Source organism: Acidobacteriota bacterium (assembly GCA_026707545.1).
GTDB lineage: Bacteria > Acidobacteriota > Thermoanaerobaculia > Multivoradales > Multivoraceae > Multivorans.
In genome coordinates, this window is the sequence record JAPOWR010000001.1 from 2,161,448 (window position 1) to 2,183,549 (window position 22,102).

Genomic DNA, 22,102 nt, shown 5'->3' on the forward strand with positions numbered 1-22,102 from the left:
CACTCCGCCGCGCGAGCATCGAGGCTGAAGAACGCCCATGTGGCTCCGGGAACACTCGCTGATCCTCGTCCTGTTCGCCCTCTACACGGGCGTTCTGGTCCACCATGCACTGCTCGGCCAGCGCCGAACCCGCGATCTCGCCGATTTCCTCGTCGGCGGCCGCTCGCTCGGCGGCATCATCCTCGGCGTCTCCTTCTTCGCCACTTACGCCAGCACGAACAGCTTCATCGGCTTCGCCGGCCGGGCCTACGCCTCGGGCATCGCCTGGCTCCTGATCATTCCGACGGCGGTCGTCCTCTCCTTCGTCGCCTGGGCGTGGCTGGCGCCGCGCCTGCGCGGCGTGACCGAGACCCTCGGCTCGGTGACCATCCCGGACTACATCGGCTTCCGCTTCAACAGCCGGCCGGCCCGCTTCGCCGCCGCCATGATCGTCATCTTCTCGAGCTTCCTGTACATGACCGCGGTGTTCAAGGGCATCGGCTCGCTGCTGGTCGAACTCCTCGACCTGAGCTACGGCGTGTCGCTGTTCGTGGTCGTGCTGATCGTCTGTCTCTACACGATGATCGGCGGCTTTCACTCCGTGGCGCGGACCGACTTCGTCCAGGGCATGCTGATGACGATGGCGGCGGTGCTGATGTTCTTCCTGATCACTCGCGCCGCCGGCGGCATCGGCCGCCTCGCCGACCTGGCACAGATCGGCGACGGCTCTCTCGTCCACTGGGACACGGCGCAGCCACTCGGGATGCTGATCGGCGTCGTCTTCGCTTCCACCGTCAAGCTGATCGTGGAACCGCGCCAGCTCTCGCGCTTCTACGCCCTGGAGACCGAGACCGCCGCCAGGAGCGGTCTGGTCGTGTCGACCCTGAGCTTCCTCATCGTCTTCAGCCTGCTGGCGCCGCTCGGGCTCTACGCCCACTTCGTGGTCGGTCAGGGCATCGCCGACACCGACCAGGTCATCCCGATGATGCTCAGCGACCCGGCGATCTTCCCGCCGGTCGTACAGGCGCTGCTGTTCCTCGCCCTGGTCTCCGCCGCCATGTCCTCACTCGACAGCGTCCTCCTGGTGATGGCGTCGACCTTCCAGCGCGACCTGCTCGGCCTGCTGGTTCCGGCCGACGACCGCCACGCCGTCCGCAACACTCGCGTCTGCGTCGTGCTGTTCGCGGCCATCACCGCGATTCTCGCGATCGACCCGCCGGGCGGCATTGTCGAACTGACCTCCTTCTCCGGAGCCCTCTACGCGGCCTGCTTCCTTCCGTCGCTCGCCCTCGGCCTGACCTGGCGCCGCGGCAACGGCGCGGCCGCGCTGTGGTCCTTCACCGCCGGCGGCGTGACGCTGGGCCTGTGGATGCTGCTCGACATCCAGAGCATGCACGCGGTGTTCCCGGCGATGGCCATCTCCTTTGCCGCCTATTGCGCCGCGGCCTGGCTGGCGCCGGAGGCCAAGGCGGCGAAGGGGTTGTTCGGGTAGCGACTCCCCCGAACCTGTTTCCGGCCGGGTTGACTGGAGGGAGGCGACACATGGCGTGCTCTACGTATAGACTGGTCTAACCAGTTTGTTCGCTCTAGAGGACCCGTCATGCAGTACATCGGCGCCTTTGAAGCCAAGACCCACCTTTCTCGCCTGCTCGACGAGGCGGAGAAGGGTGAAGTGTTCACGATCACCAAGCGGGGACGGCCCGTCGCACGACTGATGCCTCCCGCGCCGGCCGATCGAGAACGGGCCGTACGAGCCGTGCGGAACATCCGAGCGCTTCGCCGAGAGATCGGTTGGTCCGGCACCGTCGAGGAGATCCTGGCTCTGCGTGACGCCGGGCGCCGATGAACGCTCCGGTCCTTGACTGTTCGGTCGCTTGCGCCTGGCTGCTCGAGGACGAGCGCGTGCCCGGTGCCGACCGGGTCCTCGGACAGGCGGGAACGCATGGGGCATCGGCGCCGGGCCTGTTCTGGGCGGAACTGCGGAACGCCCTTGTCATGGCGGAACGCCGAGGTCGACTCACTCCGACCCAGACGACGGAAGCGCTGACCGAAATCGAGCACCTCGACGTTGAACTGGACCATGCGCCCGATGAGGAGACCACGTTGCGTCTCGCCCGCGACCACAGGCTATCGGTGTACGACGCGCTCTACCTGGAACTGGCAATCCGTCAGAAACGAGAGCTCGCGACCCTGGACACGGCACTTCAACGGGCCGCAGAGTCCGAGGGTGTCGCCGTATGCCGCTGACTTCCGATGCGCCAATCGACCCTGAATCCTCTCGGCCAGCAGGTCGGTCGCGCGCTCGACGACTGGAGCGCCCCGCCGCTCCCGCCGTGCCGGTCGCTTGTTGGGCACCATTGTCGCGTTGAGCCCCTCGATCCCGGACGCCACGCCGAAGACCTGTACGAGGCGACCGCGGCCGATGTCGACGGTCGGATCTGGACCTACCTCAGCTACGGTCCGTTCGGCTCATGCGCCGACCTCCGGGCATGGGCCGAAGCCGCTGCGGCAAGCGCTACCAGCGCCGGTTCTTCTTGGCCTGCTGGACGGACTTGTAGAAGGCGCCCAGCTTTCGCTCCCCGGCGCGACGGGACGCCTCGTCGCGGCGCTGCTCGAGCCGGCGCTGCTCTTCCCGGAGGTCGTTGTAGTTGCGTAGCCGGGCCGAGTCCAGCGAGCCGTCCCGAATCGCCGCCTGGACCGCGCAGCCGGGCTCGCGTCCGTGGCCGCAGTCACGGAAGCGGCAGCCGACGGCGAGTTCCTCGATGTCGTCGAACGTCTCCTCCAGGCTGCCCTCGTCGTCGGCCCAGAGCTGGAGTTCGCGGATCCCCGGGTTGTCGATCAGGAGACCGCCGCCCGGTAACTGGACCAGCCGCCGGTGAGTCGTCGTGTGGCGGCCGCGGTCGTCGCCCTCCCGCACCGGGGCCGTGCGCATGACCACTTCGCCGCAGAGCGCGTTGAGCAGGGTCGACTTTCCCGCACCCGAGGAGCCGACCATGGCCACCGTCCTGCCAGCCGCCAGATGCTCCGCGAGCGGTTCCAGGTTCTCGCCCGCCAGGGCATTGACCGCAACGACCATCGTTGCCGGCGCCGCCTGCTCGGCCTGTGCGCGCCTAGCCTCCGGGTCGGCGCAGAGGTCCGCCTTGGTCAGCACCGCCACGGGCTCGGCGCCGCTCTCCCGGACCATGGCGACGAAGCGCTCGAGGCGCCGGGGGTTGAAGTCGCCGTCGAGGCCCATCACCAGGAACACGGCGTCGACGTTGGCGGCCACGACCTGCTCTTCCGTTCGCGCGCCCGCCGCCTTGCGTGACAGGCGGCTCCGGCGATCGAGCACGTGGACGATCCTCGGATCGACGCCGGGAACCGAGAACGACTCAACGACCACCCAGTCGCCGACTGCCGGCGGCCCGCTGACCGAGGTCCGAACACGCTTCAGGACCCTGGCGTCGATCTCACCCTCCGCGGCGGCAACGTGGAAGACGCCTCGCGATATCGAGACCACGCGCGCCGGGAACAGGTGCTCGGGCGAAGCAGCGGACTCCAGAAACCGGCCGCAGGACTCGGCGAAGTCAGGCGCCCAACCCCAGGCTTCCAGCCCGCCTTCGTTCACGCCGGCCACTAGGTGATCCGCCGTTTCGGATCGAACGTGTCACGCAGCCAGTCACCCAGAAGGTTCGACGCCAGACACGAAGCCATGATCGCGATCCCCGGCATCGTGATCAGCCACCAGGCGACCTCGATGAAGTTGCGGCCGTCGGCGAGCATGCCGCCCCACGACACCTGAGGCGGCTGGATGCCAAGCCCCAGGAAGCTCAGCCCCGCCTCGAAGACGATCACGCTGCCGAACTGGAGCGTCGCCAGCACGAGCAGCGTGTTCAGGACGTTCGGGGTCAAATGCCGGATCAGGATCATGGGACTCGAGACGCCCGCGACCTTGGCGACCGTGATGAAGTCCCGCTCGCGCAGGCTGAGCACCTCGCCGCGGACGATCCGCGCATACCAGGTCCAGTAGGTCAGGACGATGATCGTGATCACCATCCCTTCGCCGGGCGGCAACACGGCGGCGAACAGCATCGCGAGTGGAATCGCCGGGATCGACATCTGGATGTCGATCAGCCGCGAGATCACGGCGTCGACGATCCCACCGAAGTAGCCCGCCGAGATGCCCAGCGCGGCGCCGATGCCGCCGGAGAGGGCGATGGCGTAGACCGCCACCGTCACCGAGACGCGGGCACCGGCGATGATCCGGCTCAGGATGTCACGCCCCAGCATGTCCGTTCCGAGCGGATAGTCGAGGCTGCCGCCGGACCGCCAGAAAGGGGGCGTCATTGACTCGGCAAGCGCGATCTCCGAGGCCTCGTGAGGCGCGAACCACGGTCCGGCGACGGCGCACAGCAGGACCAGGCCCAGAACCACGCAGGAGACGACGGGCATCCGCCGCTCGTGGACCGGCCGTGCCCCTCCCGGGTTCGCGATCGGTCGCTCAGCCATGGCGGATCCTCGGATCGATCAGCCCGTAGCTCAGGTCGACGAGGAGGTTCACGACGACGAAGATGACCGCCGACAGTACGACCCCGGCCTGCACGACCGGAAAGTCCCGCGCGAAAACGGCGTCGACCACCGCCCGACCGACCCCCGGCCAGGCGAACACGACCTCGATGACGAACGCGCCGCCGAGCATGTTCGCGAAGTAGACGCCGATCATCGTCGCCAGGGGCACGGCGGCATTGCGCAGCGCGTAGCGCCAGATGACGGTGCGTTCGGGCAGCCCCATCACCCGACCGGTGCGGATGTAGTCGCTGTCCAGGATGTCGAGCATCGAGGAGCGCAGGGTGCGCGTCATCGCGGCAACCGGATACCAGCCGAGGGCCACCGCCGGCAGCACGAGATGAAGCGGTCCCTCGCGGCCGAAGGCCGGCAGCCATTGGAGCCTCACGGCCAGGAACAGGATGAGCAGGAGGCCTACCCAGAATCCCGGCATGGCCTGGCCCAGAAGCGCCAGCACCTTCGCCAGACGGTCGACCCACCGGCCACGGTAGACGGCGGACATCACCCCCAGCGGCACGGCGAGGAGCAACGCGAAGGCGAGCCCGGCCAGCGCCAGTTCCAGGGTCGCCGGCAGGCGCTCGAGCAGCAGCGCCATCGCCGGCGCCTGCCACTGGTACGACTCACCGAAGTCGCCGGTGAACGCGTCACGCAGGAAGACGAGGAACTGGATCGGCAGCGGCCGATCGAGCCCCAGGGCTTCGCGCATCGCCGCGAAGTCCTCTTCCGAAGCGTCCATCGGCAGCAGCAGAGCGACCGGGTCTCCGGCCAGACGTTGCGCCACGAAGACGATCAGGAGCGCGCCGAGAACCGCCACCGCGCCCTGCCAGAGCCGGCGGATCAGGTAGGCGCGCATGGCCTCGTCGGATTCAAGGGACCGGCTAGTCCGCCGGGCCGATGTCCCGCATCATGCGCCAATTCGCCTGCGGCCAGGGCTCGAAACGCAGCGTGTCACGCCAGGCCAGCGTCACGAGAGGCCGGTAAGTCGGCACGCCGCCGGCCACCCGCTCGTGCTTGAGCCGGGCGATCTCTCGGATCAGCGCCTCCTTCGCGTCCGGCTCGACCGTCACGCGCAGGGTCTCGACCATCTCGTCCAGTTCCGGGTCGTCGTGGTACGAGTACCAGCCCCAACCGTCGCGCCAGGAATGAAGGTGGCCACCCCACGGGTCGGTCGGATCGCCGAAAGCGCCGTGCCCCCACATCCAGCTCGCGATGCCGTCCATCTCGGGGCGGGCATCGCGGCGGCCGAGGTTGATCCACGCGCCGTACTCAAGCTGCACGATCCGGCAGCGGATGCCCGCCGCTGTCAGGTAGGCGAACATCGCCTCGCCGACTTCCTTGAGATACGGCTCGCGGGGCGTGGTCAGGTTGTAGCAGTTCACGTTGATGCCGCGGCCATAGCCGGCCTGCCGCAGCAGCTCGCGGGAGCGGTCCGGGTCGAAGGCGTACGGCTTCAGCGCGGGGTCATGGCCGGGCGCCCCCGGCGTCACCTGAATCGTCCGGATGCCCTGCCCATGCAGGATGTACTCGATGATCGCGTCGAAATCGATCGCGTGCGCCACTGCCCGACGCACGCGGACATCTCCCAGTGGACTCCTCGGGTCGAGAGCGTTCAAGGCGAGGAACAGGTTGTTGCTCGTCGGAAGCGACGCGACCTTGACGCCGGGCGTGCGCTCGAAGTCGGCGACCTGGGCCGGCGGCACCGCGTCGATCCAGTCGACGGCGCCGGTCTTGAAGGCGGCGACCCGGGTCGTGTCCTCCGGGATGATCTTGATCGTCAGCCGGCGGATTCCCGGCAGCGAGTCGGGATCCCAGTAGTCGTCGAACCGCTCGACGACGATCTCCTCCCGCACGCTGCGCGACACGAACTTCCAGGGCCCGGTGCCGATCGGGTGCGCCTGTACCCCCTCGTTCCCGACCTCCTCGTAGTACCGGCGCGGGATCGCCCAGAGGTCGAGGTTGAGCGGCAGCAGCGCCGAGTCCGGCAGCCCCTTGAAGACGATCTCCAGTTCGTGGTCGCCAAGCACCCGGACGTCGGCCACGTGTCGCCAACGTCCCGCCTGGCGCGACAGGCCCGGATCCCGCTGGCGGAGGTAGCAGTAGCGGAGATCGTGCGCCGTCAGTTCGTCGCCGTTGTGAAACCGCACACCCCGCCGCAACTCGACGCCAATCAGCCACACTCCGTCGCGCTCGAACAACCGCCAGGACTCGGCCAGCCAGTTCCGCTGCTTGAGGTCCGGCCCGGCCGTCAGCAACTGCTCGTAGAACAGCGCCATGAAGTACTGGTCGACGCCGGCCGAGGTCCGCGTGGGGTCGATCTGGGTCGGCTCGGCGGCGAACGCGACCGTGACGTGGGCGTCGGCCGCAGCGTCTCCATCCTCGGCTGCAAGCGGCAGCGGCAGCAGACAGGCCGCGGCCAGGGCCGCCACTAGAACTCCACGCCGCATGGAGGGAACCTACCGTAGCGTGCTAACTTTCCAGGCGGCGCAGCTTCCATGTGCCCCTTGCGGGCAGCCCTCGTGTCTGCCCGGGGAAGGTGCGCCACCGCCTCGGTAGCGGAGTCGGGTCACCACGCTGGTGAACGGAGTACGCTCGCAGGCTCCGACCCCGACTTTCGCGACCAGGCAACATACGCACCTCCACAATCTGCTCACCGGAAACCGACCTCACGGCACGGATTGCTGAGTCATGCTCACGGGCACCTGTCTCTGCGGAGACGTCACATTCGAGGTCGACGGCGATCTGATCGAGATCGCGCACTGCCACTGCTCGGTGTGCAGGAAGTTTCACGGCTCCGCCTACGCCACCTTCAGCGCGGTCGACCCGAAGTTCTTCCGCTGGACGCGTGGCGAGGAGAAGATCGTCCACTACCAGTCCTCGCCGCACGGAGTCCGGCATTTCTGCCCGCGTTGCGGTTCCGGCGTGCCGGCCAACCCCGAGGGCGGCTCCGTCTCCCTCGTCACGATGGGCAGCGTTGCCGAGGATCCGGGCATCCGGCCCACGCTGCACATCTTCGCCGGCTCGAAGGCGCCGTGGCACACGATCGTCGACGATCTGCCCCAGCACGAGGAGTACCCGCCCGACTGGGGCGCTCCGGCCGGGATCGAGCGGCCGGTTCGGGAAGCCCAGACGCGCGGCGCCACACCGGGAAGCTGCCTCTGCGGCGTCGTGACCTACGAGTTCGATGGCCCGCCGGAACGCATGGTGAACTGCCACTGCTCCCGGTGCCGCCGCCAGACGAGCGCCGCCTACGGCACGTTCATCTTCGTCGCGGAGGATGCCTTCTGCTGGCTCGGCGGCCGCGACGCGGTCGTCGACTACAAGATGCCGGAAGCGGACATCAAGGGCACCGCGTTCTGCCGCCACTGCGGCAGCCTGGTGCCCCGGCTCCGGGATCCCGGCGGGATGCAGATTCCGGCCGGCTCGCTGGACGCCGACCCGGGCGCCAAGCCGGCCGTGAACATCTTCGTCGGCTCCAGGGCGCCGTGGAGCGCTCTCGACGAGAGCGTTCCCTGCTTCGCCGAGTACCCGGAATAGCGCCGCCACGCGGGGCGCGGAACCCGTTCTCAGCGCGCGGCGCGAAGACCCGCCGGCAGGCCGCCGGTCGGGTTCGCGTTTTTGTAGAACCGGGACTCGAGGACGCGCATCCGGCGCTTGTAGAGGTCCTTCTGATCGGCGGCCGTCACGTCGAAGGCGCGAACAAAGAAACGGCACCCCCGCTCGATGCTCCACTCGTACACCGGTCGAGTCTGCCGGAGGAACTGGGCCTGGGAGACCACGCTTCGGGTCTGCACGAGGTCCAGGGGCAACAGAGCGCGCTCGGCCTCATGTTGGGGAGCTCTCGCCAGGTCCACCACGAAGCCCCGGCCCACGAGAGCCACATCGAAGAGGTAGGCGACCGTGCCGTCGCGGTCGTACCAGCAGCTCGGATAGTCCGAGCCGCCACCCACCTGCCGGCTCTCGATCGCGTCGCGAACCTCCGCCGGCGACATGCCCGCGCGCGCGGCGGCGCTCATCGCATCGGCCATCTCGCGCAGTACGTCCGGCGTCGTCTCGATCTCGCGCACGAGTTCCCGCCAATTGTCCGCGTCCCGGTGATCATCCACCCGCTCACGCAACACGGCCCCGAGCGCCACCGGATCCTCCGGCAGCGCCTCCGCCTCGAACAGAGCGGCGATCTGCTCGAAGCGGACGAGTTCCCGCTCGGCGGCCTGCCGCCTGTCCGCCTCGCGCGCGAGCAGGGCGGCCAGGGCGAGCAGCAGGACGAAGATGATCAGAATCGCGATCTCGGCCATCGTCAAGCCCAGGACCAGGCCGCGCGGGAACGTCCGGCCGCGCTCCGTCATCAGAGACCCCAGCGCTGCAACTCGCGCCGCCGGCCGCCCTCTTCGGCGACGCTGTCGAGTCTGTCCGCCATGCGCAGCAGCGACCTGTTCATCGCCTCCATCCGCTCCGGCGCGTCGTGCAACTGCCGCCGCGCCGCCGCCAGTTCGCTAACGACCGCCCGCGTGCCCTCGCTGTAGCGATCGATCTGCGCCCGCAGGGAAACCAGGGCGTCGGTCGCGTTCCGGAAGCCGTTCGCCGCCCGGGCGTTCGCCTGGGAGAAGCGGCGGTTCTCATCGAGGATTTCCGTCAAGCGCGCCACCGCGCTCTGGTTCTGCTCCAAGACCCGCAGCTGGCTCGTCTCGATGCGCCGAAGACCCTCCGCGACGGACAGGAACTCCCGCGCCAGGCCACGGAACTGCTCCGACGTCGGTTCGATCAACTCCTCGATGAACTCCCGCCGGAAGTCGACGGAACGGAAGTTCGCGAGCAGTTGCTGAACGGAGTCGCTCACAGCCTGCGACTCGGAAACGAAGCGCTCCCGCTGCGCCTGGATGTCGCGGACCGCCGCGGCGGCGGCTTCATCGACCTCGCCGACGCGCTGCCGGAGTGCTCCGAACCGGGCCGCGCCGCTCTCCAGGTGTTCGAGCTGCCGTTCGAGCGCGGCGCCCGCGCCGGTGACGCCCTGATCGAGCTGCTCGAACACCCGCCTCGCCTCCGCCCGAAACTGCTGGAACTCGTCGATCGAGTACTCCATCTCGGCCCGCAGTCGGCGGTTCGCCCGGGCCAGGTCTTCGCGCGCCCGCGCTTCCGCCTCTTCCTCGTCCCGCGGCTGGTTCAGGAGGATGCGTCCGGCCAGACCGAGGATCGTGCTGGTCAGCGCCAGACCGAAGTTCGTGATGATGGCGCTCGTCGCCCCCTCGGTGTTGAACTGGTACAGCGAGATGGCCAGCGAGATCAGCGTGTAGAGAAAGCCCAGGTAGTAGAAGTTGTCGCCCGCGAAGTCGTACCTCGGCCGCAGGTCCGGCCACTCCACGAGCAGGCAGGCGTAGCTGCCCATCAGGACGACCGGCAGCACAACGGCCAGAAGCGGGCTGGCCGTCAACGACTTCATCAGCAGGATGAGGACGCCCCCGCCAAGGAAGAACGCCAGGAACAGCCCACGGCCGCTCCGCGGCTCGGCATCCATCGACCGTTGCCGCGATACGACGGGCATCAGTTCATGCCGTCGACGCGCATGACCCGATTCAGGGTGCCTCCCTGGTCCTCGATCCACTGCTGCCAGAAGTCGATCAGGCCGCGGGTGCCGTCCAGACGCTGGTGGGCCGTGCGCTGCACGAACAGGACCTCGACCGCGGTTCCCCGAAGGTCGGTGCGCAGCGCGCCGGCGCCGTTCGTCGCCGCGAAGGCGTCGTAGTCGACCGCCTGGCGGAAGAAGGAGAGGTTGCGCGTGTTCTGCATCAGGTCGGAAACCAGGATCAGACGCTTCGGAAGGTCCGCGTACTCGTGCCGGCCAAGGACGGATACCGCCACGCTCTGCACGCTCTCCATCAGCGGCGAGGTCGGCGCCGCATCCCGGCCGAGCAACTCGGCGAAGAGCTGCTCGAGCGGGCGCTCGAACCGTTCCTCCAGGCGTCGCCGGATCAACCGCGGGTTCTCCGTCCACTCGCTGGCCTCGTCGGGATCGCCGGGATGGCAGACCGAGAGCAGCGGGGCCCCGATTTCGTCTCCCACCGGCTTCGCCTCATAGGCAAGGACCATCTCGTCCTCCCGGCTGTCCGCGACGTACTCGTCCAAATGCGCGAGCACGTCGGCGCGGCTGATCGCGCCGACCTGGTCCGTGACATCGACCAGGATCGCGGTCAGGGCCGCGGGCCCGGCCTCTGGACAACCCGTCTCGGGGTCACGATCCGGCGGCTTCGGGGCGAACACCGTGAAGCGCGCGGCAACGACAAGCAGCACGAGCGCGACGACACCGATGGCCCCGCCGATCGCCAGATCGCGCGGCGAGAGATCGCCCCGCCGCGAACGGCGGCCCCGCCGTCTACGAGCCGCCGCCATTCGCGGAAACGGCCTCCGCCGGATCGGACATCGAGCCCTCGAGGTCCAACCGCGCCCGGGTCTGTTCCCACTCCCCGTGTACGCGGCCCAGCGCGGACTCGTACTGTTCGTTCAATCCGTCCAGATCCACGTCTTCGACCGCAACCGGCTCGCGGCGCCGCCGGTGCGGCGCCGGCGGATCCATCCTCCAGGACCTGCTGTACGCCTCGGGCGTACCGCGGTCGAAACGGACCGAGCGGTTCGCCTCCCGGTACTCCTCGATCAGCATCGTCCCGAAGCGCTGCAACTGCTCGACGTGGCCGTCGAACCCGGCCAGCAGTTTCGTCTCGCTCTCGAGCGCGCGCCGCCGTTCGACCGGCTGGCTCTTCGCCTGGTGCGCCGTGCGCCGGATCGCGTCCAGGCCGTCTTCCCGGATGCTGCGCAACTGGTCCACCACGTCCTGCCAGAGGTCGTCGTAGTCGGCCCGCGCCTCCTCCATCTTGCGGTGCTTCCGGGAGTAGCCGGGATAGGAATCGCCGAACAGCTTCCGGCCGTCGAAGAAGGCAACGCCCGAGAAGAAGAAGCCGAGCACGAAGAGAAGCCACGATTCCGCGTCCTGCAGCCCGAGCGGCGAAGCCTGAAAGCGGCTCAGCGCCTCGGCGCCGACGTTCTCGATCAGATCGGCCGAGGCGTCCCGGAAGTGCGCGAGCCCCAGGTTGAGCACGAGGGCGGTCGCAAGCCACCCCAGGATCGCCAGCACTCCCACCGCCTTCAGGAGCACGTGGATGTGGCTCACGTAGCGGCTCACAGGGCCGAAGAACAGGGCCGGCAGCACGAGGTTCACGACGCTGAAGCCCAGCGCCAGACCCCATCCGCCCACCAGCCCGCCCTCGCTGCCGACGGCCAGGAAGGCGCCGTTCAAGCCACTTTCGATCACGAACAGCAGGACGATCAGACCCACCAGCAACAGCGTCGTCCGCTGGCTCACGTAGTCCGGCTCGCGGTCCAGTCCATTGCGGTGCTTGAAGTCGAAGAAGTCCCGCCGTTTCCGCTCGAACTCGTGCAGGCTCGCCTTGAGCGCCTGGAGTTCACTCTGTTCCACCTCCCTGAACTCGGTCGCGGCCTTGCGCGCCGACGATTCCAGGTCGCCGGCGAGCACCGCCTGGTCGAGCTGGTCCAGGTGATTGTCGACCTGTTCGAGCTGCTCGTCGCGGATCCTCACCGCGTCGTTCTTCTTCGCCTCGATGAACTCCTCGATCTCTGTCTGCCCGGGGTCGTCCGTCGCGTTCAGCGGCGGCATCCCCCGCTCTCCCGCCTGACGTCCCAGCCGTTCCGGCTCGATCTCCGCGCGCAGATCCTCGATCAGCAGTTCCGGGAAGACCTTCATCGCCGGCTGGACGGGGTCCCTACTCCGCAGGCAACGCGAACGTGAACAGCGCCCGGCCGGCGGCGAGAGTCACGTGCTGCTGTCCGCCTGCCTCGTAGCTGATCGGGGCCGCGTGGACGTCGCCGCCAAGCCGACGGTGCCAGAGCTCGTCGCCGGTCTCGGCGTCGAGAGCGTAGAAGATGCCGGCCACGCTGCCCCCGAAGACCAGTCCGCCCTTCGTGGCGAGCAGCCCGGATCTGGACCGGGGTTGCACCCGGTACTCCCAGACGCGGTCGCCCGTCAGCGGATCGAGCGCGCGCACCGCGCTGACGTACTGGTCGGCGGGCCCGGCCGGCTTGCCGTATCCGCCGACGAAGAGCTCACCCTCCTCGTACTCCGCCTCGGCCATGTAGTAGAGCATCTCGGCGTCGTAGGCCTGGATGTAGAACAGGCCGGTGTCGGGGCTGTACGTGGGCGAGAACCAGTTCGCGGCGCCGCCGATCGTCGGCGAGACGAGGGTGCCCTCCTCGCTGGGGAGCATGTTCGGGACCCGGATCGGGCGGCCGGTGTCCTGGTCGATCCCCTCGGCCCAGGTCTGCCGCGCGAACTCGCGCGCGAACAGGAACTCGCCGGTCTCGCGGTCCAGCAGGTAGAAGAACGCGTTCCGGTTGGCAAAGGCCATCAGCTTGCGCTGCTCGCCCTGGTACTCCGCGTCGAACAGAATCGGCACCTGACAGGCGTCCCAGTCGTGGACGTCGTGGGGCGTGAATTGGAAGGCCCAGACGATCTCGCCGGTCTCCGGACGGATCGCCAGCACCGAGTCCGAGTGAAGGTTGTCGCCCTCGCGCACCTCGCCGTTCCAGTCCGGCCCCGGATTGCCCGTACCCCAGTAGAGGAGATCGAGTTGGGGATCGTAGGAGCCCGTCATCCAGGTCGGCGCACCGCCCGTCTCCCAGGAGTCGCCCTCCCAGGTTTCGTTGCCTGGTTCGCCCGGTCCCGGAATCGTGTAGGTACGCCAGCGGAGTTCGCCGGTGCCCGCGTCGTACGCGTCCAGGAAACCCCGGATGCCGTACTCGCCGCCGCCGATTCCCGTGATGACGAGGTCGCCGATGATCATGGGCGCGGCCGTGATCGAGTGCCCCGTTCGCGGGGAACCCACTTCGGTGTCCCAGATCACCCCGCCGGTCTTGGCGTCCAGGGCAAGCAAGTGCGCGTCAACGGTGCCCATGTAGAGCCGGTCGCCGCGAATGGCCACGCCCCGGTTCTGCTTGCCGCAGCAGAGTGCGAGTTGATCCGGCAGCTCGTGAGCGTGGGACCAGTACCGCCGGCCAGTGCGTGCATCGAGCGCGATCACGACGTTGTCCGGTGTCGTCGCGTACATCACCTCGTCGACGACCAGCGGCGTGGTTTCAACACGTCCAAGCGTCGGCAGTTGATGAACCCAGCGGAGCTGAAGATCCGCCGCATTCGAGCGATTGATCGCGTCCAGGCGGCTGAAACGCTGGCTGTCGTACTGGCCGGAGTACATGAGCCAGTTGCCCGGCTCGTCGGCCGCCGCCCGCAGTCGTTCGTAGGAAACGCCGCTCTGGGCGGACACGCCCGCCGCCGCGAGCAGGAGGGCCAGGAAAGCGACAGCGCCGAGCGGCCTCTTCAGAGCCGGCGCTGCGAGCCGGATGCCGGCGGGAGCGCCGGCGCACCCAGTGTTTTTCATGTTCACTCCGGCCGCAGCGAGTAGAGGTAGGCGACCAAATCGTCCAGGTCACGGCCGCGGAAGAAACTGCTGAGTGGCGGCATCAGGGACTCTTCAGGCTTGGCCACCGCTGAAAGATCCGTCTTCTGGAAGGACCGCAGGTTCTCGAACTCGTCGAGGAGCTGGATCGAGTAGCGGTCCTCGTTGCGCAACACGCCCCGGACGACACCGCCGTCACTGGTCCTGACCTCGACCGTGCGGTAGTCGGCGGCCATCTCCTCCGAGGGGTCGACGATGGAAGCGCGGATGTGAACCGGAGCGCGCCGCCAACCCAGGTCGCTCAGATCGGGCCCGATGCGGCCGCCCGAACCGTTCAGGCGGTGGCAATCGGAGCAGGAGCCGCGGCTCATGTACAGCATCCGGCCACGTCTCGCGTCGCCCGGCAACTCTTCCGCCCCGCCGGCTCGGCTGAGCGAGCGAACGTAGGCCACGACCTGCCAGATCGACTTGTCCGGCTGGTAGATGCCGCCCATCCCCGTGTTCGGAATGCCGGTCAGGATGTTCCGGAACAGCGCGGCATCGCTGCTGCCGTGGCGGAACACGCCACGGGTCAGGTCGGGGCCGTCGCCGCCGGTGCCGTCGGCGCCGTGGCAGAGCGAGCAACTGCGGCGGAACACCTTGGCGCCGGCCTCGACGTCCGCTTCGGTCGTGTGCGGGTTCTCCTGAATGCGCTCCTGGAGCGCTCTCGAAAGCACGTTCTGGGCGGCCAGGCCGTCGGCCAACAAGAGACTCGACACGAGGAGGACCGCCGCCGGAAGGAAGCCTCGCCTGCGCGCCGATTCGACCGGAAACATGCCGTCGAGCGTAGCACTGCGATCTGGCCAGAAGCCGCAACCCGAAGCCACGAGCGCCGTATAGTCGGGTACTGTCGAAACCACCGCGGTCACAGAGTGCAACACCCTGAGTTGTAAACGCATCCGGCGGCCGTCGTGTTTCCATGAACTCGCTTCAACCCGCTCTCAAGGACTTGGATATGAACCGGATTCCCCTGCTCCGCGACGCGATCACGGTCGCCGCCGTCGCTGCGCTCGCCGTTCCCGTCGCGAGCCACGCCTTGAACCTGGACCAGCCCACCTTCGTCGACGACATCGCGCCGATCCTCCACGAGAACTGCGCCTCCTGCCACCAGCCGGAGGAAATCGCGCCGATGTCGCTCCGCACCTACCGCGAGGTGCGCCCCTGGGCGCGTTCGATCGCCCGGGCGGTCGAGAACCGCGACATGCCGCCCTGGGACGCCGACCCGGGCTACGGCCCCTTCTCGAACGACATCTCCCTGAGCGACCTTGAGATCGAGGCCATCACCCGCTGGGCAAGCAGCGGCGCTCCCCGCGGCGACGGCGACGAACCCGTCTACGAGGCGCCAGCGCGAGAGGCCGGCTGGACGTTCGGCGAACCGGACTGGGTCTACGAGTTCGATCCGTTCGAGGTTGCGGCCGACGGCCCCGACGAGTTCGCCGTGATCCCGGTCGAGACCGGCTGGGACCAGGACCGCTGGATCCGGGCGGTCGAGGTCCAGCCCGGCGACCGCGAGGTCGTCCACCACTTCATCCTCTGGCGCGCCGCTCCCGACAGCGAGGTCCAGGACGCCTGGCTCGACGCCTGGGCCGCCGGCGCCAAGGCCAACGAGTTTCCGGCAGGCACAGCACGCCTGGTACCCAAGGGCCAGAACCTGCTCGGCGACTTCCACTATCACCCGAACGGCACGGCCACGACCGACAAGACCCGCATCGGCATCTGGTTCGCCGAGCCCGAGGAGGTCGAGAAGGAACTGATCAACCTCTGGGTCATGAACTCCACGTTCAGGATCCCCGCCGGCGATCCGGACTACGAGGCACGCGCGAACCACGTGTTCACCGAGGACGTCGTCATCCGCTCGCTCGCTCCCCACATGCACTACCGCGGCAAGGACATGAAGTACACCGCGCACTTGCCCGACGGCGGCGAGATGGAGCTGCTCAGCGTCAGCCGCTACGACTTCAACTGGCAGACCGGCTACAACTTCGTCGAGCCGGTCGCCCTGCCGGCCGGTACCCGGGTCGAAGTCACCGCGCACTGGGACAACTCGGCCGACAACCCCCACAACCCCGATCCGACGATCGACGTCACCTGGGGCACGGACTCGACCGACGAAATGCTGATCGGATTCGTCGACTTCGTGGCCGCCGAGGGCGTCAGTCCCAAGCCGGCGAGCCCGGTGCTCGCCAAGCTGGCGGAACTGGCCCAGACTCATCCCGGCCAGGCGTGGCGTTTCGACGTACAACGCCAGCCGGGCAAGGGACCCGAGCCGACCGCCATGCTCCTGCCCCGCGGCGGCGTCCCGGGCGGCTGGTTCGTCCAGTTCGGCACCCTCGTGCTGCCGGCACCGATCGTCGACATCGTCTGGGACGGCAACGACGTGACAGCCACCGCGGAGACGCCCGGAAACACGATGCAACTCAAGGGTTCCATCCAGGAGGACGGCACGCTGCGGATGGACATGGGTCCAGGCGAGTTGGTCGGCACGCCGGCCGAGAACGAGACGCCTGCCACCCTGCCGACGGGCTAGCCACACTGGGTGCGTCGGCGTCCTCGCCGGCTGCCGCCGAAGGCGGCCAGGTGAACGTGCCGGCCGTTCAGGCCGGCGCCAACCTGGCGGCCGGTTCATGCAAGACGGCCGCGTAACGTACACTTCCCGCGAGTTCCCCCTTCCTCCACCAGTCCGGGAGAATCCCCATGTCCCGAGCCCTCCGCCTGATCCGTCCCCTGGCTGGCGCCGCTACCGTGCTCCTCCTCGCGCCGGCCATCGCCGCCGGCGTGAACGTCGACCAGCCCACCTTCGTCGACGACGTCGCGCCGATCCTCCACGAGAACTGCGCCTCCTGCCATCAGCCCGACGAGATCGCGCCGATGTCGCTGCGCACCTACCGCGAAGCGCGCCCGTGGGCGCGGTCGATCGCGAGGGCGGTCGAGAACCGGGACATGCCGCCCTGGGACGCCGATCCGGGCTACGGACCGTGGGCGAACGACATCAGCCTCAGCGACGACGAGATCGCGGCGATCACCCGTTGGGCGGCCAACGGCGCGCCCCGCGGCGACGGTGACGAGCCCGTCTACGAGAAGCCGGAGAAGGCCAGCGAGTGGACCTTCGGCGAGCCGGACTGGGTGTACGAGTTCGATCCCCACGAAGTCGCCGCCGACGGACCGGACGAGTTCCTCGACATCCCGATCAAGACCGGGTTCGAGGAGGATCGCTGGATTCGCGCAATCGAGGTCCAGGCCGGCGATCGCTCGGTGCTGCATCACTTCATCCTGTGGCGGGGTGACGACGACGACCCCGACCAGGAAGGCTGGGTCGGTGCCTGGGCCGCCGGCTTCGCGCCCCAGCACTTCCCGCCGGGCACCGGCCGCCTGCTGCCGAAGGGGCAGAACCTGCTCGGCGACTTCCACTACCACCCGAACGGCGAGGCGGCGACCGACCGGACCCGCGTCGCCCTCTGGTTCGCCGAGCCCGAGGAGGTCGAGAGGGAGCTGGTCAACCTCTGGATCCTGAACACGGCGTTCCACATCCCCGCCGGTGAAGCCGACTACCGGGCGCAGGCGACCCACGTCTTCGATCAGGACGTCGTTGTCCGCTCGTTCACGCCCCACATGCATTACCGCGGCAAGTCGATGACCTATACCGCCTTCCTGCCCGACGGCGAGCAGCGGGAGTTGCTGAGCGTCAGCCGCTACGACTTCAACTGGCAGACGTCCTACGACCTGGTCGAGCCGCTCCGCTTGCCGGCCGGGACCCGGATCGAAGTCTCGGCCTCGTTCGACAACTCGGCCGACAACCCGCACAACCCGGACCCGACGGTCGACGTCACCTGGGGCGCCGAGTCGACAGACGAGATGCTGATCGGCTTCATCGACTACGTCGCCGCCGACAGCGGCGCAGCCAAGGCGGCGACCCCGGCGGGTCCCGCCGGCCAGTGAACCCTGGTGGCGCGTCCGCGCGTCACCAGCGTCACGGTCCGAGCGCCTCTGATCTTCGCGGCGATGGCGCTCGGCTGCGCCGGCAACGGGGAGTCGCCATCAGGCGAGGATGCCGCTGCTTCGCCGGCGGCGGCGGAGCCCGAGTTCACGGCGCCGATCGTCTTTCAGCGCTTCGCCAACACAGGCGCCACGCCCACGATCCCCGGCTTTTACGGCGGCGCCGACATCTGGATCATGGAGGGGGACGGCAGCGGTGTGCGCCTGGTGCGCAAGGGCGTTCCCCAGCACCTGGACCACCCCTCCCTGACCTTCGACCTCAGGAGCGTGGTCTACGCCGAGTTCACCGACGCCGAAGCAGGTGTTACGGCCGGCGCCCGGATCTTCCGCGAAGACCTCGCGACCGGCGAACGCGAAGTGCTGCGCGAAGTCGAGGGCTGCGCCGTTCACCACGCCAGCATCTCGCCGATCACCCGGCAGCTCGTCTACGCCCGGAACTGTCCTGAGGGCGATGGCTTCAACAAGGGCCTGATCCTCGAGCTGAGCGACCGCCGCCAGATCGACGCCTCGAACACGACGACGCTCGCGGTTGGCAACGGTGTCGGCCTCGGACGGGCCGTCCTGTTCCAGGCCGAAGACGAGCCCGAGAACGGCGAACGGCGAATGGAGATCGCGATCATCCGCTTCGACGGCTACGGCCAGGGTACGTACACCGCGCTCACCGACCGGGATCATCGGCATCGCCGGCCCGCCGTCTCACCCGACGGGCGGACGATCGCCTGGCAGACGAACCAGACCGGCCCGACGGACGACATCTTCCTGGCCGACATCGACGGCTCGAACCAGCGCCGGCTGACCACGTCCGACGCGAACGACGGCCACCCCTGGTTCTCCCGCGACGGCCGCTGGATCGTCTTCGAGTCGGATCGCTCCGGGAACTGGGAGATCTGGAAGATCGAGATCGAGACAGGCGAGGTCGTTCAACTGACGGACGACCCGGCCTACGTCAGCACGCGACCGCGCTGGTAGTACCGGTGGCAATCGCTGGCGGACCTACTCCACCCGCGACAACAACCACCACTTCATCGTCGTCGAGACGAGGTCGGCCGCGTCCTCCTGCACGAAGTGGTTCGCGCCCGGCACGGTGACGAGGGTCAGGTCGCTGTCCAGCCAGTCCCAGGTGTTGTTCAGGCCGTCGGAGTGCAGCGCCGTGTCGTCCAGGCCGTGGAACTGGAGCACCGGCATGGCCAAACGGGGCGTTTCCTGGCCCTCCGCCTGGCCGATGCCGCCACCGCCTTCGCGCGGATAGTTCCGCTTGTAGTAGGCCAGCATCGCGTCGAAGTCGGAGCGTTCGAACGCCGCCTGGTAGTGCTTCCTCGCGTCCTCGTCCCGCACCCAGCCGGAGAGCGTCTGCGGCGTCATCGGCATGCCGAAGAAGATGTCCGGATCGCTGGGGCTGCCTTCCTGGAACTTGCGGGCGTAACCGCTGTTCTGCTGCTGCTCCGGATTGTTCGCGAGTTCCCGGCCCATGCCGTTCGGGTGCGGCAGGTTCAGGATGATCAGCCGCTCCGTCATCTGCGGCACATGGAACGCGAACTGCCAGGCGACCGCTCCGCCCCAGTCATGCCCGACGATCGTCGCCTTGTCCCGACCGAGGTGACGGATCACGGCCGCCACGTCGCCGACCAGATAGCGCATGTCGTAGTTCTCGTCGCCGTCGGGCTGGTCGCTCTTGTTGTAGCCGCGCTGGTCGATCGCGACAACCTGGAAGTCGCTCGACAGAACCTCCATCTGGTGCCGCCACGAGTACCAGAAGTCCGGGAAGCCGTGGATCATCACGACCAGGGGACCCTCGCCGATCGAGGCGTAGTGGATCTTGACGCCGTTCGAGTCGGCGTAGCCGTGCTCCACGCGATCCATCAGATCACTGCCCATCGCCGCTCCCCCTACCGATGCCAGCAGGAAAGCGGAGGCGGCAACAGCCGCCAAACGCCGTCGGTTCGTCCGTTCGCCAGCTCGCCACATCTTCGTTCTCCTTCGTTGCTCGGTGCGGAAAGGTGCCCGAGGGATTGTACGCGCGGAAACTCAGCCTGTTTCTCCAGGCAGCGCGAACGCGATCAACTGCGACGGTACGCCGCTGCCGCCCACGGCGAGGACCACGTACTGGCGACCCCCATGCAGGTAGGTCATGGGCGACCCGCCGACGCCGGCTTCGATCTCCACCGACCAGATCGTCTCGCCGGTCGTCTTGTCCAGAGCCGAGAAGGTCGACGGTTCGAAGCGCCAGTCGCGGCTCGCCGCGATCTGGGCGAGAGCGGCCGCCTGCTCCTCGTCCGCCACGGCCAGTTCCTCGAGCGCCGACGATTCGAGGTCCATTGATTCGGTCTCCATCTCGGCATCCGGGTGAACCGCGGCCTCCAGTCCCACGAACAGCAGCTCGGGCGTCAGCAGCACGTGGGCGCGCGAGCCCGAGCCCATCGGCTCCAGGTCCAGATCGCGGATCGCTGGATGTCCGGTCGGCCCCTGTCCCAGTGGCCGCATCCACTCGATCTCGCCCCGGTTCAGGTCGTAGGCCGTCATCCGGCTGTAAGGCGGCTTGACGATCGGCAGCCCGAAGGGACCGGGCGGGCTGATCTGGATGGAACCGATGTAGTCGAAGGACGACCGGTTCGGATCCGGCTTCTTGATCGTCAGCACCACCGGCCGGTTGAAGGACGGCACGTACAGCCAGCCGGTCTCCGGATCGAAGGCGCCGCCAGGCCAGCTCGCTCCGCCGCCCCATCCGGGCACCTGCCAGGTACCGCGCAACGAGGGCGGCGTGTAGAGCGGACCGTAGTCGTACTGCTCCAGGATCTCCTTCGCCCGCTCGAGGATCTCCGGAGTGAGGTCAAGTAACTGGTCCTCGTGCATGCCCTGGCGCTCGTACGCGGGCGGCTTGCTCGGAAACGGCTGGGTCGGCGCCGAGCGTTCGCCGGGGACGGTGCTCCGCGGCACCGGCCGGTTCTCGATCGGCCACACTGGCTCGCCGCTGTCCGCATCGAAGACGTAGACGAAACCCTGCTTGCTGAGCTGCGCCGCGACCTTGAGTTCCCGGCCGTCGACCTCGATCTCGCCGAGGATGGGCGGCGTCACCAGGTCGTAGTCCCACAGCCCGTGACGAATCGCCTGGAAGTGCCACTTGCGCTCGCCGGTCTCGCAGTCGAGCGCCACCAGGCTCTCCGCGAACAGATTGTCGCCCAGCCGGTGGCCGCCGTACCAGTCGTTGGTCGGCGTGCCGAACGGCAGATAGACGAGCCCGAGATCCTCGTCCGCGGTGATCAGCGTCCACACGTTGGCGTTGCCCGTGTACTGCCAGGAGTCGTTCTCCCAGGTGTCGTGCCCGAACTCGCCCGGCTGCGGAATCGAGTGGAAGGTCCAGCGCAGCTCGCCGGTCACCGGATCGAAGCTGCGGATGTCGCCGGGCGGCGCGTCGGGGTGGTTCGGGGCGTCCGATATCGAAGCGCCCACGATCACCGTGTCGCGGCACACCATGACCGGCGAACTGACGGCGTAGGCGCGGCGACGTCTGACCTCGCGGCGCAGACCCTCCGTCAGGTCGACCACTCCGCCGTCGCCGAAGCTGCCGACCGGCTCGCCGGTGAACGGGTCGACCGCCAGGAGCCGGGCGTCGCCGGTGCCGTAGAAGAGCCGTGCGGGCACCGCCTCGGCCCCGTCGCCGGCTGGCCTCCCGGGCCAGTGGCTGGCGCCCCGGTGGACGAAACCGAGGTTCGTGGGGCGGCCGGCGTCGTAGGCCTCCGGATCGTAGACCCACTCCGTCTCGCCGGTCGCCGGATCGAGCGCGGCGATCTGGCTCAGGCCGGTCGTCGCGTATAGGCGGTCACCGATCTTGATCGGCGTCACCTGGTGGCCACCGGGTTGCATCCGCCGGCTGCGCAGCCGTCGATCCTCTGCCACGCGATCGTTGTCGGGCGACGACCAGCGCCAGGCGATCTCGAGCTCGCCGACGTTGCCCGCGTCGATCTGGTCGAGCGGCGAGTAGCGCTGCGCGCCCTTGTCGCCGGTGGTCACCGGCCACTCGCTATCCTGAGCGGCGCCCGAAGCGGGCGCAACAAGGCAGAGGGTCGCCGCCAGGACTCCTAGCCGCGTTCCCG

19 protein-coding genes are annotated in these 22,102 nt (G+C 68.4%); 7 read left to right on the top strand and 12 right to left on the bottom strand.

Going from position 1 to position 22,102, the window contains the following annotated elements:
- Nucleotides 1-37: 37 nt before the first annotated feature.
- The 3 genes from OXG83_08490 to OXG83_08500 all read left to right on the top strand — a co-directional run bounded on the left by OXG83_08490 (nucleotide 38) and on the right by OXG83_08500 (nucleotide 2,226).
- Nucleotides 38-1,471: a hypothetical protein gene (locus OXG83_08490; GenBank protein MCY3965062.1), complete on the top strand. Its 1,434-nt coding sequence runs from the start codon at nucleotides 38-40 to the stop codon at nucleotides 1,469-1,471.
- Nucleotides 1,472-1,579: 108 nt separating this feature from the next.
- Nucleotides 1,580-1,825, top strand: coding sequence for a type II toxin-antitoxin system prevent-host-death family antitoxin (locus tag OXG83_08495; protein ID MCY3965063.1), 246 nt, complete (start codon nucleotides 1,580-1,582; stop codon nucleotides 1,823-1,825).
- On the top strand, nucleotides 1,822-2,226 hold the full coding sequence (locus OXG83_08500; protein MCY3965064.1) for a type II toxin-antitoxin system VapC family toxin: 405 nt from the start codon (nucleotides 1,822-1,824) through the stop codon (nucleotides 2,224-2,226). The genes OXG83_08495 and OXG83_08500 overlap by 4 nt, the downstream gene beginning before the upstream one ends.
- A gap of 268 nt (nucleotides 2,227-2,494) precedes the next feature.
- Here the strand turns inward: OXG83_08500 and rsgA are convergent, their stop codons facing one another.
- From rsgA to OXG83_08520, 4 genes are read right to left on the bottom strand one after another with little or no spacing between them, the layout of a single operon-like run.
- On the bottom strand, nucleotides 2,495-3,595 hold the full coding sequence (rsgA, locus tag OXG83_08505) for a ribosome small subunit-dependent GTPase A (GenBank protein ID MCY3965065.1): 1,101 nt from the start codon (nucleotides 3,593-3,595) through the stop codon (nucleotides 2,495-2,497).
- Complete coding sequence (locus OXG83_08510) at nucleotides 3,595-4,467, bottom strand: ABC transporter permease (GenBank protein MCY3965066.1); 873 nt, start codon at nucleotides 4,465-4,467, stop codon at nucleotides 3,595-3,597. The genes rsgA and OXG83_08510 overlap by 1 nt, the downstream gene beginning before the upstream one ends.
- Nucleotides 4,460-5,377 carry an ABC transporter permease gene (locus tag OXG83_08515; GenBank protein ID MCY3965067.1) on the bottom strand — a complete coding sequence of 306 codons (918 nt, stop codon included), beginning with the start codon at nucleotides 5,375-5,377 and terminating at the stop codon, nucleotides 4,460-4,462. Before OXG83_08515 ends, OXG83_08510 begins: the two co-directional genes overlap by 8 nt.
- A gap of 25 nt (nucleotides 5,378-5,402) precedes the next feature.
- Nucleotides 5,403-6,968, bottom strand: coding sequence for an ABC transporter substrate-binding protein (locus tag OXG83_08520; GenBank protein MCY3965068.1), 1,566 nt, complete (start codon nucleotides 6,966-6,968; stop codon nucleotides 5,403-5,405).
- 241 nt (nucleotides 6,969-7,209) lie between these two features.
- On the opposite strand from OXG83_08520, the gene OXG83_08525 reads away from it, so the two are divergent.
- A complete protein-coding gene (locus OXG83_08525) occupies nucleotides 7,210-8,058 on the top strand; it encodes a GFA family protein (protein ID MCY3965069.1) in 849 nt (282 codons plus the stop codon).
- A 29-nt stretch (nucleotides 8,059-8,087) separates the two neighbouring features.
- Here the strand turns inward: OXG83_08525 and OXG83_08530 are convergent, their stop codons facing one another.
- The 6 genes from OXG83_08530 to OXG83_08555 are packed head-to-tail and all read right to left on the bottom strand — an operon-like array spanning nucleotide 8,088 to nucleotide 14,737.
- Nucleotides 8,088-8,867, bottom strand: coding sequence for a hypothetical protein (locus OXG83_08530; protein ID MCY3965070.1), 780 nt, complete (start codon nucleotides 8,865-8,867; stop codon nucleotides 8,088-8,090).
- A complete protein-coding gene (locus tag OXG83_08535) occupies nucleotides 8,867-10,060 on the bottom strand; it encodes a hypothetical protein (protein ID MCY3965071.1) in 1,194 nt (397 codons plus the stop codon). Before OXG83_08535 ends, OXG83_08530 begins: the two co-directional genes overlap by 1 nt.
- Nucleotides 10,060-10,905 carry a hypothetical protein gene (locus OXG83_08540; protein ID MCY3965072.1) on the bottom strand — a complete coding sequence of 282 codons (846 nt, stop codon included), beginning with the start codon at nucleotides 10,903-10,905 and terminating at the stop codon, nucleotides 10,060-10,062. Before OXG83_08540 ends, OXG83_08535 begins: the two co-directional genes overlap by 1 nt.
- Nucleotides 10,889-12,271, bottom strand: coding sequence for a hypothetical protein (locus tag OXG83_08545; protein ID MCY3965073.1), 1,383 nt, complete (start codon nucleotides 12,269-12,271; stop codon nucleotides 10,889-10,891). The genes OXG83_08540 and OXG83_08545 overlap by 17 nt, the downstream gene beginning before the upstream one ends.
- 19 nt (nucleotides 12,272-12,290) lie before the next feature.
- Entirely contained in the window at nucleotides 12,291-13,961 is a 1,671-nt protein-coding gene (locus OXG83_08550; GenBank protein ID MCY3965074.1) for a PQQ-dependent dehydrogenase, methanol/ethanol family, read from the bottom strand.
- 2 nt (nucleotides 13,962-13,963) lie between these two features.
- A complete protein-coding gene (locus OXG83_08555; GenBank protein ID MCY3965075.1) occupies nucleotides 13,964-14,737 on the bottom strand; it encodes a c-type cytochrome in 774 nt (257 codons plus the stop codon).
- A gap of 236 nt (nucleotides 14,738-14,973) precedes the next feature.
- On the opposite strand from OXG83_08555, the gene OXG83_08560 reads away from it, so the two are divergent.
- From OXG83_08560 to OXG83_08570, 3 genes are all read left to right on the top strand, one after another.
- On the top strand, nucleotides 14,974-16,545 hold the full coding sequence (locus OXG83_08560) for a thiol-disulfide isomerase (protein ID MCY3965076.1): 1,572 nt from the start codon (nucleotides 14,974-14,976) through the stop codon (nucleotides 16,543-16,545).
- Between the two features lie 167 nt (nucleotides 16,546-16,712).
- Nucleotides 16,713-17,954, top strand: coding sequence for a cytochrome c (locus tag OXG83_08565; protein ID MCY3965077.1), 1,242 nt, complete (start codon nucleotides 16,713-16,715; stop codon nucleotides 17,952-17,954).
- Nucleotides 17,955-17,960: 6 nt separating this feature from the next.
- The gene (locus OXG83_08570; protein MCY3965078.1) at nucleotides 17,961-18,980 is read left to right on the top strand and encodes a hypothetical protein; all 1,020 of its coding nucleotides are present in this window, start codon (nucleotides 17,961-17,963) and stop codon (nucleotides 18,978-18,980) included.
- A gap of 24 nt (nucleotides 18,981-19,004) precedes the next feature.
- On the opposite strand, the gene OXG83_08575 is transcribed toward OXG83_08570, so the two are convergent.
- Together OXG83_08575 and OXG83_08580 are read right to left on the bottom strand one after the other, a co-directional pair.
- A complete protein-coding gene (locus OXG83_08575; GenBank protein ID MCY3965079.1) occupies nucleotides 19,005-19,976 on the bottom strand; it encodes an alpha/beta hydrolase in 972 nt (323 codons plus the stop codon).
- A gap of 60 nt (nucleotides 19,977-20,036) precedes the next feature.
- Nucleotides 20,037-22,019: a PQQ-binding-like beta-propeller repeat protein gene (locus OXG83_08580; GenBank protein MCY3965080.1), complete on the bottom strand. Its 1,983-nt coding sequence runs from the start codon at nucleotides 22,017-22,019 to the stop codon at nucleotides 20,037-20,039.
- Nucleotides 22,020-22,102: the final 83 nt, after the last annotated feature.